The following is a 15008-nucleotide window of genomic DNA, read 5'->3' as shown; positions in this document are numbered from 1 at the left end:
GAAGACCTACCTGTTCGGCTGTTCAGCTACGGTTCAGAAAGACGGGCGCTAGATGGCCTCACCACACGGAGAGAAACCCATGCGCCGTCTTCTTACCCTTTTCGCCCTTGCACTGGTCTGTGGCCTGTCTGCCGGGGCTGCCTCTGCTCAGGACAGCTATGCCAGCGGTCGCTGGCAGGACCGCGACGATGATCGCCGCTGGGGCGGGTTGCCCGCCGGCTCCTATCGCGAAAGCTGCCGCGATATCGAAATTCGCGGAGACGTCCTGTCCGCGCGCTGCCGCGCCAAGAGCGGCTACTATAACTATTCGACGCTTTCGCTGCGCGATTGCCGCGGCGGCTCGGTCGAAAATGACCGCGGCACCCTGCGTTGCGAAGGCGGCCGGGGCGGCGGTGACTGGGGTGGCAACTGGGGCGGAGGCGGCGGCTGGAACGACGACCGCCTGCCCGACGGCAACTATCTCCAGACCTGCCGCGATATCCGGGTGCAGGGTGATCGCCTGACGGCGCGCTGCCGGATGCGCGAAGGCGGCTATAACTACACCGACCTGCGTTTGCGTGAATGTCGCGGCGGTCGCGTCGAAAATCTCAACGGGACCCTGCAATGCGAAGGCGCGGGCTATAGCGGCGGGCGTCTGCCGTCAGGCAATTACCGCGATACCTGCCGCGATATTTCCCTGCAGGGGGACCGTCTGACGGCCCGTTGCCGTGACAAATGGGGCGATTATCGCCTGACGGCCCTGTCCTTGAGCGATTGCAACGGCAGTCAGGTGGAAAACAGCAACGGCAATCTGGTCTGCCGCAACTGGTAATGCCGGACTGAGGTCAAAAAAGAGGCCGGGGCTTTTGTCCCGGCCTCGCCTGTTATTGGAAGGTGTCTGCGATCTGCGCCGTGGTCGGACCACCGTCGTACAAGTTGGGGCCCTCCATGCCTTTCAGGCAATAAATGACCAGCAGGACGATGCCGCCCACGCGCGGTACGAAGCTGATCCGCAGCCACCCGCAGCTTGGATATTTGAACCGATAATGGGAAAATAATGGCGGACAGAGAGTCCTTTTGAAGTGCGTCCAGCGTCGTCTAAGTTCGTATGAGAGTGCGTTGATTTATTTGTAGAAAGTGATTCAATTCGTCCGAAATCATCCATCTGGGTTCCCGGCTAATTTTGGCTCCCGCTGGGGTCAGTGCTGGGGTGAGATTAGGGGAATGACGAATGGCGACCTTTACGACGAAGCGGATTGAGGCTCTCAACGTGCCGGGCCGGTACTCAGACGGAAACAATCTGTACCTTCAGGTCACGAAGACAGGGGGCAAATCGTGGCTATTTATCTATCGCTGGAATGGCTCGCAGAAAGAAATGGGGTTGGGGCCGTTCCCGGCCATAGGGCTGGCCGATGCGAGAGAAGCCGCGAGGGATGCTCTGAGGCTCCTTAAGGACCGGACCAACCCTCAGGACCCCTTAGCCGTGCGACGTGCGGAGGAGGAAGCCAAGCGTGAAAAGCCTGCCTTCGGCGTATTTGCGGAGCAAATGCTGTCAGACATAGAGTTGCAATGGCGAAACGACAAACACCGGGCACAATGGCGGTACACGCTACGTGAATACTGCAAGCCTCTCTGGGAAATGCCGGTCAATGATATCGACACGCAAGATGTTCTCAAGGTCCTCAAGCCGATCTGGCACACCATACCGGAGACGGCATCGCGTTTGAGAGGCCGGGTTGAAAGGGTGCTTGACGCCGCCGCCGCGAAGGGGCTCCGTTCCAGAGCTAATCCGGCCCGCTGGAAAGGCCACCTTGATCACCTGCTGCCGAAACGACATAAGCTAACGCGCGGTCACCATGCGGCGATGCCCTACTCAGAGGTGCCAGCATTTGTTCAGGACTTGCGCCAGCGGGAAAATATGTCGGCCCTTGCCCTGGAGTTTCTCATCCTGTGTGCGGCGCGATCCGGCGAAGTCTTGGGGATGACGTGGGAAGAGGTGGACCTTGACGCAAAGGTCTGGACGGTCCCAGCCAGACGGATGAAGGCCGGGCGTGAACACAGAGTACCACTGACCGAGCGAGCCATTGAAATACTCGACTCCGTTCGGCTCCTATCGCTTTTGACCTCCGATAGTGAACAGCCGAAAGCCACAGGCTTTGTGTTTCGGGGAGCGACGGCAGGTCAGTTGTCGGTCATGTCACTGACCATGCAACTGCGTCGGATGGAAAAAGGCCACTTTACGCCGCATGGCTTCCGCTCGGCGTTCCGTGACTGGTGCGGCGAAGAAACGGACTTCGCTCGTGAGATCGCCGAGGCGGCGTTGGCTCACACTGTGGGCGATATGACCGAGCGCGCTTATCGCCGCGGGGATGCACTCGAAAAGCGGCGGAGGCTTATGGACACCTGGGAGGGCTATTTGAACTGCCGAAGGAGTTGATCAGGGTGGTTCACTTCCCGCCGCTAACTGCTAATCTTTATCGATGTTTGGCGGCGATCTCGAAAGCAACAGGGAAGGCCGAAGCGGAAAACCGAAGCGAGCCTACAAAGCGGAAATACTTAAGGCTTGCCAAATCAAAGGACACACCCCGGCAGTTTATCAGTACGGCGATGTGCTCCGGGCTCTTTGCTTGCTCTGTCGCGCCACCCGGCGGCTTCCTAAGTCTTGGCTTGGCCCAGTGGAATTATCGCCAGGTTCGGCTAACCTCAGATGGGGTCATTTCCGGGAGGTTCTCGTCATCTATCACAAGGAAACAGCGGATGCTTAGCGGGTAATTTGGATACTTTATGAATTCGAAGTTAAATGCTACCTGTGATGGCGTCCGGGTTAGAACAGGGTTGAAAGTTGCGGCCAACCGATGCATGCCGACCTCATGTTGTTTTCCGCTCCTCGATTCGTCATTTCATCTCTGTGAGTACAGCCGAGTTGTGTTTCGCGAGCGGCGCGGGGGACTCTGTGTATTATGTAATCGGGGGTGTGATGTGCTGCTGATAGACTGTAGTCAGAACCCTCCCACGGTGAGCGATCAAATCTGGGCGTTCACGTATGCCTGCTTAGGAATGATTAAAGGTGTGAGGCCCACCGCATTAGGCTACGTGTCCAGTCGGTCAAACCTAAAGCCCGGGTCGACGCGGCGGCGGACCGGTGAGTGCATACAATCTGTAGTGTGATCCCGCGCGTTTGACGGGTCTAAAATTTCAAAAAGGTGGGGAAAATGTCGGAACAAGCTCTGCTTCCTGAGTCAATCGGAACGTCGGTCGATAAATTTCAGATTCAACTTAGCACTCGATTTCTGCAGCACTTTAGCGAGCAGTTGTATTCTTCACCTCAAAAAGCCTTTGAAGAGTTGATCTCTAACGGTTGGGATGCTGGTGCTGATGTTGTGGATATCCGTGTTGCGGATGAGTTGACGTCATCGGCGGCTACTATGGCCGTTTTTGATAACGGCGCCTCAATGGATGCTGCAGGGCTTCGTACCCTTTGGAAGATTGCCTTCTCTTCAAAAGCGGACCAACCTATTCAAAATGGCAGGCAGGTCGTTGGTAAATTCGGCATTGGGAAGCTGGCGACTTATGTGTTGGCCTCCAAACTGACTTATATCTGTAAGGCTGCAGACGGTATTATACGGCGTGTCACCATGGACTACGGGGAAGTCGATACCAAGACGGCGGGGGACAAAGAGCGCCTCATCAGTGATATCAATCTAGAAGTATTCGAGGTTCAAGAATCTGATGTCGAAAAAGCATTGGAAAATGTTGACGGTGGCGCACAGCTTCTAAAGCTAATTAAGGGCGATTTCTCTGATGTAAACGCCACTGCGTCGGGTATTACATCGTCACATGAATATGGTGGTGCGTCTTCGCCATTCAATAAGCCAGTATCGAAGACGTGGACGCTCGTAATTTTGTCAGATCTAAAGCCAACCGGCCAAAGCCTGAAATTAGGTGTCTTGAGGCGTATGCTTGAGTCTGCGTTACCGTTTGGTTCGGAGATGTCCATTCTTGTGAATGGTGAATTGCTTTCTTCGTCTAAAATAAATGCGACGCAAAAGAAAGAGTGGGTTTTGGGCCCTGGACTGGATATTGAATACGTTGAACTCGAAGAAGATGGCGGCGACAGTCTAGCGGTAAACACGGAGACTGATGAGCCTGAAAAGAAGATAAAGCGCATAAAGATTTCATATGGTGATACCCCTTATCCCTACGTTGAAATCCCTGGTATTGGTAAAGTTACGGGCTTTGCTAAACTGTTTGAAGAAAAGATTAGTGGTGGCAAAAGCGACGAAAGGGGAGCGTCGAATGGTTTCCACATCAATGTCTTGGGCCGCGTTGTAAATCAGTCCGATCCTAGTTTTGGTGAAGAAAATTTGAGTCACGCTGCTTGGGCTCGGTTCCGAATGACGGTCCGCGCAGACGGCTTGAATGCTTTTCTTACTACAAATCGGGAACAATTTAGAGAAAGCGAGGAATTGAAAGTTTTCCGCGCCTTCTTACGCCGCGTCTTTAACAAGGCCCGTTCAGTTTATGACAGCGATGACAACCTCGATATGTCCGAGGGAGGCGACGCGTTGGTCAAATCGTTAGGTGTGGTTTCGCTTTCACCATTACGCAACGTTGTGTCGGAAGTCCTCCGTACGCAACCTTCTTTGCCTGGTCTTTTCGATGAATCGGGAATTTTAGATCGTGAAGAGAAAAGAAACTCATGGCGCGAAAATACCGAAGACAATATTAAATCTGCGCTTGGACAAGTAAAATATGAAAAATTAAAGGACGAGAGCTTCGTAAAGTTCCGCATTAAGGATAGCTCAGTAGTCATAAACAAAGAGCATCCGTTTGTCGTGGAGCATACACGCAGCAAAGCTGAAAAGGAACTCGTTCGGACCGTGGCTATGGTCAGCCTGCTTTCTGACGTTTACGCGTTGGATATTGGAATTGACCCTTCTATGCTGGAAAACATACGCGCTTATCGGGATAAGCTTATGCGTTTTCGGGCAATACAAAGACGTGAGTCTGGGTTGCATATCGCGCAACTATTGCTCCAGACACAACATCAAAGTGATGTGAGTAAGCGGTTAGAGTTAGCGGTCTCAGATGCTATTCGATATCTTGGTTTTGATGTGAAAGACCTCGCGACCTCCGGCGAACCTGAGGGTATCGCTAGGGCCTATCCATACCCTAATAGTGGAGCGTTAAGTGACACTAACCCGAATCCACCACTGTATACCTTTACCTTTGATGCCAAATCGGCAAAGCATGCAGTTGCCAAAACCGGCAATATATCTCTTGACGGGATTGTTGAGCATCGAGATCGATATGAAGCTGACTACGCTCTGGTAGTTGCCCCGGGCTTTAGCGATGGGGCGTTAACTGTACGCTGTGAAGCACAAAAAATTACACCAATACGCGCGCGTGATCTTGGCAGATTGCTGGAATTCACCGTCGAGCATGGTGCCATTCCGCTCACCAAGCTTCGTGAAATGTTTGAGCTTTATGATCCTAGCAAAGTAACGGCGTGGGTGGATCAACTTGGGGCTGATAAAAGTGCCAAGAGCAATTTAACGATCGACATATTCATACGCGCCTTAGAGGCCCTGAAGGGGCAGGTTCCAGATGTGCTGCCCGCCGGCACCATAGCGCTTACCTGCCGAATGCAGTTGGGGGCGCCGACCGTTAAGGATACCGATGTTATTGCCCTTGTGAGGGGATTGCAGATCATTGTTCCAGAATTAGTCGGTATCACCGAAGATAAAATTGTTGTAAATGCGAGCGCCGGTCGGGTCGCCGCAGCTGTATCAGCCCAGCTGGAAAAGTTGCATGTGGAGCCGGATCACCCTCCCACGAATACGGAAGGCGAGTAATGAAACCGATACATCCTTTTCCCGCTCGCATGGCTCCTGATTTGGCGCTTGAGCGTTTGAGTGCACTTGCCCCCGGCAGCCTAGTGCTTGATCCAATGTCGGGGTCCGGGACCGTCTTGCGACAGGCCATAAATCTTGGTCATAAGGCTATAGGGTTTGATATGGACCCGCTCGCCGTATTGATGGCATCCGTATGGACAACAGCGTCGGATGACCACGCTATTGAAAAGTGGGCTGAGATAGCCATTGATAATGCTAAGGCTTTGGATGATGGCATTTGTCTGCCATGGATTGATGGCGACCCGGTAACCACAGAGTTCGTCAAATTCTGGTTCGCAGAACCACAACGCTCTGATTTGCGAAAACTGGCTTATGTTCTTGATATTTTAGGTAATACCGCTACTGATGGGCCTGACCGCTCAACTCTCAACGTTCTTCGCTTGGCATTAAGTAGGATCATTATCACAAAAGAGCAGGGGGTCTCTTTGGCCCGTGATACGTCGCACAGCCGACCACACAAGGTAAGTGAAACTTCGACAGTGGCTGTCTTTCCGGCTTTTCTCAAATCGGTGAAAATCCTGCGCAAGCGGTTGTCGGAGCAGCCTGTCAGTGGTGAAGCTCGCGTTAACTTGGGTGACGCACGGCGACTGGACCTGCTCGAAAATGACAGCGTAGATGCCGTTTTCACTTCTCCCCCGTACCTAAATGCTATTGATTACTTGCGCGGGCATAAACTGGCCCTGGTATGGCTAGGCAAGAATTCGCATGAACTGCGCTCCATCCGCTCTAACAGCATAGGTGCCGAACGAGCACCCGACTCCGATGTTGGGGATAAGTACGCTGGAATCAAAAAGGCCATGGGTGCCTTTGACGCTATGCCAAAGCGTTACATATCAATGATAAATAGGTACTCTGAAGACCTTTATAATATGGTTTCCGAGACGGCACGTGTCCTGAAACCGGGCGGAAACGCAACATTTGTTGTTGGAAATAGCTGCCTAAAGGGAACGTTTGTCCAAAATGCAGCTGGCGTTGCGGAGGCGGCTCGTTCGGTCGGCTTAAAGTTGGTCGTGAGTTATGAGCGAGACCTTCCGGAGAATCGGCGCTATTTGCCAATCCCGTCCGGGGGTAGCTTAGGAAAGCGAATGCGGACCGAGACAATATGTACGTTTGAAAAGGTCGAACCAGCTTAATCCCCGAGGTTGGATATAGGTTTGGGTGCTTCCGTGGACGGATCACTTATCCTAGTGAGAATGGTCGCCCCTTGTAGCAGCGGTAAGTAAAAACAACTGACGTGATGGGTTGGACGGCTCCTGCTCTCGGCGTCTAGGTGCCAAACTTTGGCTGTCGAAGGTCCCAATATTGGGGAGCATCCATCTTATCACGCCATGGAGAAGGCCAGAGGGCAACGTCGAGCCATATGACTTTCGAGACGGGCGCGGTGTCATTTCCGACGTTATGCCTACGGCGCCGATGGTTGGTCCATTTTTAAGGATTTGACAACCGGGCTATGATAATCCATATATTTGATTGCTCGGTTGGACCAGCTATCCGCTTTACGTACCTATGGTACATGCCCACGGCTGATAGTGACGCCTTTACCTTTGCAGTGAGGCCTGAGTGTACATCAAGGCCGGCACGAAAGGAACCTCCGACAAACGTGCATATGCAAATGCATTTTTGTCGCGGCAGTGCAAACCTTGGGCTATCTAGAAAACGCACCCCGCCCTGTTTAGGGCGGGGTATTTCTATATCTGAACCTCATCATTGGGAAAGATGTTCAGGTGGCTGACAGAATACGCAGACCATTTCCCAGACAAGCTATTTAAAAAGGTTTTTCCGTTAATGGCCGCTCCATCTGGTTCGGTCACATCATAATGGTGACGCTCGTCAAACGGTGCGCCTAGCCGGTAGTGCGCGTTTAACCAGTCCACCTTCTGACACTCAGAAGACGGGAAGCGATGATGATGGTCCGCCTTAAACTCAAGGTCTCGATCATCGATAAAAGCTTTGCCTTTTTTCCGAATGACCTCACTGAGAGACTGCACCACCTCGGAAAACCCAGCGAAGGTTTCTATGGAGTTGAAAAGCCGTGCACGCGCACCGTGCTGAAAATTGTAAAGCGGAAGAAGCACTCGATTAGCGATATCTTTTCGCCTCAAATCAGCCCAGACCGACGATCCTTCAATCGTTTCAATCTGATCGACGACAAATTGCGACAGACCCACGCTCTTCCTGAACAGTCCTGCCGGGCACCGTATTGGCAGAGCAAAGCGTCCTAGGCGGCCACCAATACGAAATTTCTCCGGCGACATGTAAAAGAGGAGAATCAACTCCGGCTTCTCATCTCTACATTTCGATGGCTCAGTGTTCAGGCAAGACGCCTTCGACTTCCCGAACTTCAAAGAACAGGTTTGACTGTTATGTGCGCAGAAGACCATGCGCCCCTTTTCACCAAACAGCGCCTTGTGAACGCCTTCTACCAGAAATTCATAGTCCTTAGAATCGAACTTGATGCCTGCAACATCCGAGACGACAATGTGAGGCCGTGCGATGACCTTGACCCGTTCCGTCCAGCCCTTCTGCGCCAGTTTTTGCTCTAAGGCCGACAAGTCCGTCTGCGTGAAGCCTAGCGTTAGAATCAGACACCGCTTCAAGCCTCATCCCTCATCAACGACAGGATCATATTCCCGTCCAGTTTGAACGATGCGCGTTCCTCCTCCGACAGGGTGGAGAGAAATGACCGCAGCTTGAATAGCTTTTTTGGTAGCCTGAGGTTATCGCCCCGCAGATAAGCCGTAGCTCGTGGTTCTAGGCGTTCCGGCGGCTGCGCAGATTTGCTGCGCACATGAATCCTGACCGGATTGTCGGCCGAAGGAACTAGATCTGCATATTCTGACATGTGCTCCTTGATAAACCGGCTGATCGTCAACTCGGGAAATATCGCCTTGAAGGTCGAGCCGTCAGGATGCTTCAATTTGAAATCGTCCCCAATCTTTGCGGTAAGGACGCCCACAGTTTTAAAATCAGGATTCGTCTCCAAAACACCCTTAATCGTACTAATAGCGATTTGAGTTGCGTCTGGCGTTGGGTTCTCAGCTTCAGATTGTTCCATTGCTCGTTCTTTCACCCACTCAGGGAAAAATGTTCGTCAGCGCCGCAAAACAGACGGCCAGATCGCTCAATTCCTAACCCTGTGAAATGTAGATAACATGTGCTTCGTTGAGACGATCATAGATTGTGAATCTTATAAACTCAATGCCTGCGGGGGCACTAACCTGCCCCCCGTCGGTCCCTCAGTCATAACGAGAGTCTGGCGGTATGATGAGTTGCTCCCCATTTCTTGGCCACCCGAAACTAGAATTTTCGGGGGTTAGGACTCAGTGTGCGGCGAGCGCCGCGGAGCCGGACACGAGTGATATCGGGGGTTTATTGCCGATGGCACTATGGGGTCGGACTTCATTCTAGTCCTTACGCCAAGACTCCATCTTTTCACGGGCGTCGTCAAGGCTCATGAACCAGTGCGCGTTCAGGCACTCCGTTCGGAACTTGCCGTTGAAAGACTCGATAAAGGCGTTATCTGTCGGCTTTCCAGGCCGCGAGAAGTCGAGCGTAGCTCCCTTCTGATAAGCCCAGAGGTCAAGGTCGCGAGAGATAAATTCCGAGCCCTGATCAACCCGAATGACCATTGGATAGCCGACGCGCTTACAGACATTTTCCAAGGTCTGTACGACATCTTCGCCGCAGCAAGTGTAGAAGGGTTCAATCGCCGTCGAAAAGCGGGAAACCACCAACTATGGTTACGAAACGTGATTACGTCTGAGCAGTCTGACCCTGCCGGGCAATACGCAGACCTATGCCCACCCCTATGCCGATCAGGTCCAGCCGCAGACCAACACAGACCCGGCCTACACCTATTCCCCGACCACTGGATATGTGGCGTTCGGCACTACATTTCACGCAAAAGTCACGCGCGTTGAGTATCCGGCGCATGATTAGGCCAGACACAAAAGTCGCCCGTGCTATTCATCGCTTTCCATTTCGCCCATACAGACAGACTCAACCATATTCTTTAGACCGTCTATTCGATCACTTAACCACCGCAGTTCCCCGCTGGTGATGTTATAGTCCGGCGAATACCTCGCGTCGACATATGCGCGTTGTAGTTTGGCGAAGCCACGCCTACCAAGCTTATCGTCCGGCCAGACGGTTCTCAGCCTCCCATCCAGCCCTTCGGCTTGCGAACGAAGAAACGACAATCGATGAGATTTCGGGCTGTAGAGCGTCAGCGTCAATAGGAGGCAGTGATACAATGCCTCGGTTTTCTGATGAAGCAGGAAAGCCGCGAGTTTCGTATCATTCGCAGTCAAAGCGGCCTCAAATGTCAGATCGAAGCCTGCCATCTTCGCCATCCACTGCTCGTAATAAGCCATTGCCTCAGCCTTGATCTCCTCTGGCGTCAGCGCCTTTGGCTTGGCCAGCGGATGCCCCTCTGCCTCGTATAGCATGACCCCGTCTTTCACGATGTCCGAGAAGAAGGGGCGCCCACGGGCGAGCTGATCATTCACGTCGGCAAGGCCGTGAACGATGAAGCTCACCGGCGTCTTAAGGTCATGCGTCAGGGTGTATTCCCGCACAAACCGGTGGTCCGCCGCGCTCCAGTATTCCTGCAGGTCGGTAAATTCCTGGCTGTTGACCACCACCAGAAGATCGTAGTCCGAGCGATAGCCGGACAGACGATCTTCCACCCAATCCCCCCGCGCATACGAGCCGAACAGGATGATTTTGAGGATGCGTCCACTCTTGCGCTTTTCCGAGAGTTTCGTCTGTGTCGCGGCCTCGAAGCTGTCGAACAGCACCTTCACCACGTGCTCAAGCTCGCGGCGTTTGGTGTCCGGCAGATGATCAAGGGCGTCAGGCAGCATGTCGGGTTCCGGTAGCGTCTTTCTATTTATAAGTGTCGCTGACTCGCCCTGCAATGCCATGTCCACGGATCAATTACGGATAGTTTTACGACCGTGGGGGTCTTTGAGGCCCTGTCCATCGCCGTCCGTCTCCGTGGTTTTGTCGTACTGCAAGGCCGTCGTGTGTATGTGCGAAGCCGGTAGCCATGGCCTATGGTCAGTTCGGTTGCTTGGCCGATGTTCCTTAGAAATCGTCGATTTTCGTGCGCTTTTTTTAGGGTTTAGGTTTGAGAGCAAGATTAAAGAAGTAGAGCCTTATGCGCCTCATGGGCGGCATAAGTCTCTGTCTGCACGTCTGTTTTTGTGAGGCACGGGTGGCGCCATTTGGCATTTCGTAGCGCCATTGTGGCGCTCTTGAATCCGCCGGGACAAATCCAATCCTTTGAGAGGGAAACGGGCTTTACCGGAGGCGGATCATGGACCGCGACGACAGGTTTGAACTGAGACCGGGCCGCATAGGCCGCGACGGCAAGGCCATGTCTCTGGGCCGCCACTTTCGCAACCGGGTGATCAAGGCCGCCAACCTCGCGAGGGGCGGTCGCGCGGTATCTGGTAAACCGTCCGGCTTCACCGGCGAGCGCATCGGACGCGGCAGCGGTGCCGGGGCGGTTCTGGCCTCGCGTGCCGGTGCGGTGGTGGGTGCGAGCAACGGCGGCTTTGGCCGCCGCCGCGTCATGGTCAAGGCGCGGATCGTCAAGCTGGCCGGTAAGGGCCGCGGCGCGGCTATAGCCCATATGCGCTATGTCCAGCGCGACGGCGTGACCCGTTCGGGTGAGCGTGGGGAGCTTTATGATGGCCGTTCCGATATCGCCGATGGCAAGGCTTTTCTGGAGCGCTCCGAGGGCGACCGGCATCAGTTCCGGTTTATCGTCTCTCCGGAAGACGGACAGCAGTACGAAGACCTGCGCAACGTCACCCGTCGTCTGATGACCCAGATGGAAACCGATCTGGGTACGCAACTGGATTGGGTCGCCGTTGATCACTTCAACACGGGCCACCCGCACACCCACATCCTGATCCGGGGGAAGGACGATCACGGCAAGGACCTGATCATCGCGCGGAACTACATCACCGAAGGTGTCAGGGAACGCGCCGCCGAAATTGTGGGCTTTGACCTTGGACCGAGAACCGCTCTGGAGGTGTCTTTGTCCCTCCAGCACGAGATGACCGCCAACCGCTACACCACCATAGACAGATGGATTGAGGACAGCCGGGACGCCGAGGGCCGGGTGCGGGCCATAGACCCAAGCCCTGAACGCCAGTCCCTGATTACGGGCCGTCTGAGGCATCTGGAGACGCTGGAGCTGGCTTCTGCCGAAAAGGGCGGGCTGTGGCAGGTCAGCGAGGACTTTGAAGCCGCCTTGCGCCAGCTTGGACGGCGCGGCGACATCATCAACAGCTTGCGTCACAACCTGGCCCTCGGTGCGGACGGTCGTATGGTCGAGACGCTGCGCATCCACGACGCCGGCTACGGCATGGGACAGGATGCAGAGGCCCATCGTGCGGCGTCTCTTTCCCATACTGAGCCCATGCCGCCAATTATAGGGCGCGTGGCGCACCGTGGCCTGTACGACGAACTGGAAGACCGCCACCTGCTGGTTATCGACGGCGTGGACGGTCACACCCATGTGGTCGAGATCGGCAAGGGCGAGACGGCCCCGCAGGTGCCCAACGACGCCATTGTGCGCCTGACAGCCAAGGTGGCCCAGTTGCGCAGCGTGGATCACACCATAGCCGAGGTTGCCGCCGCCAAGAGCGGTTACTACTCCGTAGGCCTCCATATGGAGCATGACCGCAAGGCCACGATGCGTTTTGCCGAAACCCATGTGCGACGTATCGAAGCCGTGCGGCGGGCTATGGGCGGCATTACATGGGAAGACGACTACAGTTTCAGGGTCGGTCAGACCTACCGCGACACGGCATTGGCCTATGAACAGCAGAAGGTCAGCCAGAACCCGGTCAATATAGAGGTCCTGTCCCCCGAACCGCTGCGCAGCCTTGAGCGGAGGGACGCATGGACATGGCTGGATAAGGAATTAACCGTACCGGAACCGACGCCGCTGGCGGACACCGGGTTCGGGAAACAGGTCAAGGGCGCAATCTACCGCCGGGTACTGTGGATGAGCGAACAGGGGCTGATCAGGTACGAAGATGGCAAGGCCTATTATCCGCGTAATCTCGAACAGCAGATGGCGGCGCGCGAGCTGAAGGCCGAGGGCCAGCGTCTATCTCAGGCACTGGGCAAGACCTATGTGCAGATGGGCCCATGGGTGGAATACAGCGGCACCCTGAAAGACAAGGTCACGCTGAACGGCGGCCAGTACGCGGTTGTCGAGCGAGCCAAGGACTTTGCCCTTGTCCCGTGGCGTGACGTGCTGGAGCGGCAACGCGGGAAAGAGATCACTGGCATGATGCACGAGAACCGCAGCATCGAATGGTCTTTCGGCAGGGACAGGGGGATAGGAATCGGGTTCTAGGTGCCGCCTAAAAAAACCGGGTATAAAGGCGGATTGGAGCAACTATCAAGAAATCTAAGGCAATTGTGTGCGGGTTTGTTGTTTGGTAATTGACTGCTCCAAATTGTCACCTTGGATGAGAGTTTACGAGGTTTGGGAATAGGCGGTTACGTGAAGGTTGATCGTCCATCGCTCCGACTTACGCGCAATTTACGGTCCTCAGTTTCGGCGAACATGAAAACTTATTGCATTTTTCCGTCATTTGAGTTGGTCGATGATAAAGTTGACCTTGATGATTTGCGCGTTCGCTCGTGCGTGGAACTCATTGCCACCATGGTTTTCGACAGCCTGCGACAGAACGGAGACCATTTTCAATACACCGTCGACTGGCGCGACCCCGGGAGTGAACCTTGGGTTGGGTGGACAGACGATACGGCGCAGCCGCACGTGATCAGCCTTGCGGACGCCGAAGACCTTGCGTCACTAATCCGTCGATCCGTCGATCCTTTCTCAGACGGTAGTGCTACCGTAATTCGCTCAATTGCGACGTGCCGCGCAGCAACATTTGGATACGATGGCCAAGCAATTTTATGCCTTCGGCATGAGGACGAGGTTCCGAAATCGCCGGATACTTCTCTTGTTATGGTCGAGGAGCGGCCGGATATCTTGGCAGAAAGTGATTACTTCGATGGATGGTTGCGGAAGGCAAGCCCGATTGACCAGCTCTAAGTCGTAACTACAGCCAAACGTCCCTTGGCTGCCTTCCAATCAAGCCCCGGACATTACGGCAAGCGAATTCGGCTCCATTTTCGAGACTATTTCAACGGTAACATTTTCAGACCGCTGAGGCCGTGATATGCCTATGGCTGTCGCGTCGTGACAATAACCATTTGGTTGTTTTTGCTGGAAAGGGCGGGTGCCGGAATCATCCGCTCTTTTTCCACCACGCGCCCAGTCAGGACTTACCGCCAAGCGCACACCCAACATTTCGATAGACGGCATCCATTTCGCGCCGAAGTACCGGCCCCAGCTTATAGGGGGCCTTGTCCTTTCCGCTAGCGCGAGCCTCCCCGGACTCTTCACCACAGTCATGGCCAGCCCCGGATCACGCTGGAGAGCACTACCAACCGTCCGACTGTGTGCAGAATGCGGCAAAACGGCATCTGCGGACGGCATTGGAGCTATGAGGCCTGCACCTCAGCGATGGCATCATGGCGCTTACTCTGTGGAGGAGACGCGCCCTGATGCCCGGCACCCCAAGCCCGCCGGTTTTCCACGCCGATCCCCCTGAACACCAGCGGACGGACAGGCCCATGAAACCCCGGCACCACCTCTACCTTGACGACGAACTGACAAACGAACTGGAGGCACTGGCCAGCAAGCCCGGTGCGTCTAAGTCGTCCATCGTAGCCGATGCGCTGCGTTCCTATTTTCGCCATCGCGCCGGTAACGCAGAGGCTAAGGCCCTGAGCCAGCGGCTTGATCGGATAGCGCAGAAGCAGGACAGCCACGCTCGCGACATCGAGGTCGTACTGGAAGCGATTGCGCAGTTTGCGAACTTCTATTTTGCCTTCACCGGCAGCGTGCCGACTCCTGACGAGGCCTCTCTCAAACGCGGCAAGAATCGTTTCGAGTACTATACCAAACATGTCGGTGAGGTTCTGGCCGTAGGCAAATCCTTCGGATTGCAGGTGGAAGAGATCGTGGAGGCCCACCAGAGCGATAATGCCACGTCAGACGGAGAATACCGCTGA

10 protein-coding genes and 1 pseudogene are annotated in these 15008 nt (G+C 54.6%); 7 read left to right on the top strand and 4 right to left on the bottom strand.

The annotated features are described in order from the left end of the window. Positions 1 to 79: 79 nt before the first annotated feature. From PQU94_RS15070 to PQU94_RS15055, 4 genes are all read left to right on the top strand, one after another. Complete coding sequence (locus PQU94_RS15070) at positions 80 to 811, top strand: CVNH domain-containing protein (RefSeq protein ID WP_272742258.1); 732 nt, start codon at positions 80 to 82, stop codon at positions 809 to 811. A 399-nt stretch (positions 812 to 1210) separates the two neighbouring features. Next, the gene (locus PQU94_RS15065) at positions 1211 to 2416 is read left to right on the top strand and encodes a tyrosine-type recombinase/integrase (RefSeq protein ID WP_272742257.1); all 1206 of its coding nucleotides are present in this window, start codon (positions 1211 to 1213) and stop codon (positions 2414 to 2416) included. Between the two features lie 775 nt (positions 2417 to 3191). Then, on the top strand, positions 3192 to 5834 hold the full coding sequence (locus tag PQU94_RS15060) for an ATP-binding protein (RefSeq protein WP_272742256.1): 2643 nt from the start codon (positions 3192 to 3194) through the stop codon (positions 5832 to 5834). Next, positions 5834 to 7027 carry a DNA methyltransferase gene (locus PQU94_RS15055; RefSeq protein ID WP_272742255.1) on the top strand — a complete coding sequence of 398 codons (1194 nt, stop codon included), beginning with the start codon at positions 5834 to 5836 and terminating at the stop codon, positions 7025 to 7027. The genes PQU94_RS15060 and PQU94_RS15055 overlap by 1 nt, the downstream gene beginning before the upstream one ends. A gap of 555 nt (positions 7028 to 7582) precedes the next feature. Here the strand turns inward: PQU94_RS15055 and PQU94_RS15050 are convergent. From PQU94_RS15050 to PQU94_RS15035, 4 genes and pseudogenes are all read right to left on the bottom strand, one after another. Then, on the bottom strand, positions 7583 to 8446 hold the full coding sequence (locus PQU94_RS15050; RefSeq protein WP_272742254.1) for a hypothetical protein: 864 nt from the start codon (positions 8444 to 8446) through the stop codon (positions 7583 to 7585). 41 nt (positions 8447 to 8487) lie between these two features. Continuing rightward, the gene (locus PQU94_RS15045) at positions 8488 to 8949 is read right to left on the bottom strand and encodes a hypothetical protein (RefSeq protein ID WP_272742253.1); all 462 of its coding nucleotides are present in this window, start codon (positions 8947 to 8949) and stop codon (positions 8488 to 8490) included. Between the two features lie 352 nt (positions 8950 to 9301). Next, positions 9302 to 9628, bottom strand: a pseudogene (locus PQU94_RS15040) (integrase core domain-containing protein); the annotation flags it as partial. 228 nt (positions 9629 to 9856) lie between these two features. After that, positions 9857 to 10759 carry a nucleotidyltransferase domain-containing protein gene (locus PQU94_RS15035; RefSeq protein ID WP_272742252.1) on the bottom strand — a complete coding sequence of 301 codons (903 nt, stop codon included), beginning with the start codon at positions 10757 to 10759 and terminating at the stop codon, positions 9857 to 9859. Between the two features lie 455 nt (positions 10760 to 11214). On the opposite strand from PQU94_RS15035, the gene PQU94_RS15030 reads away from it, so the two are divergent. The 3 genes from PQU94_RS15030 to PQU94_RS15020 all read left to right on the top strand — a co-directional run bounded on the left by PQU94_RS15030 (position 11215) and on the right by PQU94_RS15020 (position 15008). Then, positions 11215 to 13275 (top strand): DUF3363 domain-containing protein, encoded by a 2061-nt coding sequence (locus PQU94_RS15030; RefSeq protein WP_272742251.1) that lies wholly within the window; start codon positions 11215 to 11217, stop codon positions 13273 to 13275. A 213-nt stretch (positions 13276 to 13488) separates the two neighbouring features. Further along, a complete protein-coding gene (locus PQU94_RS15025; RefSeq protein WP_272742250.1) occupies positions 13489 to 13983 on the top strand; it encodes a hypothetical protein in 495 nt (164 codons plus the stop codon). A gap of 584 nt (positions 13984 to 14567) precedes the next feature. Continuing rightward, positions 14568 to 15008 carry a ribbon-helix-helix domain-containing protein gene (locus PQU94_RS15020; protein WP_272742249.1) on the top strand — a complete coding sequence of 147 codons (441 nt, stop codon included), beginning with the start codon at positions 14568 to 14570 and terminating at the stop codon, positions 15006 to 15008.

The sequence above is a fragment of the Asticcacaulis currens genome, from assembly GCF_028550395.1.
Lineage (GTDB): Bacteria > Pseudomonadota > Alphaproteobacteria > Caulobacterales > Caulobacteraceae > Asticcacaulis > Asticcacaulis currens.
The sequence above is the reverse complement of the archived record's forward strand: the minus strand, read 5'-3'. Positions and strand labels throughout refer to the sequence as shown.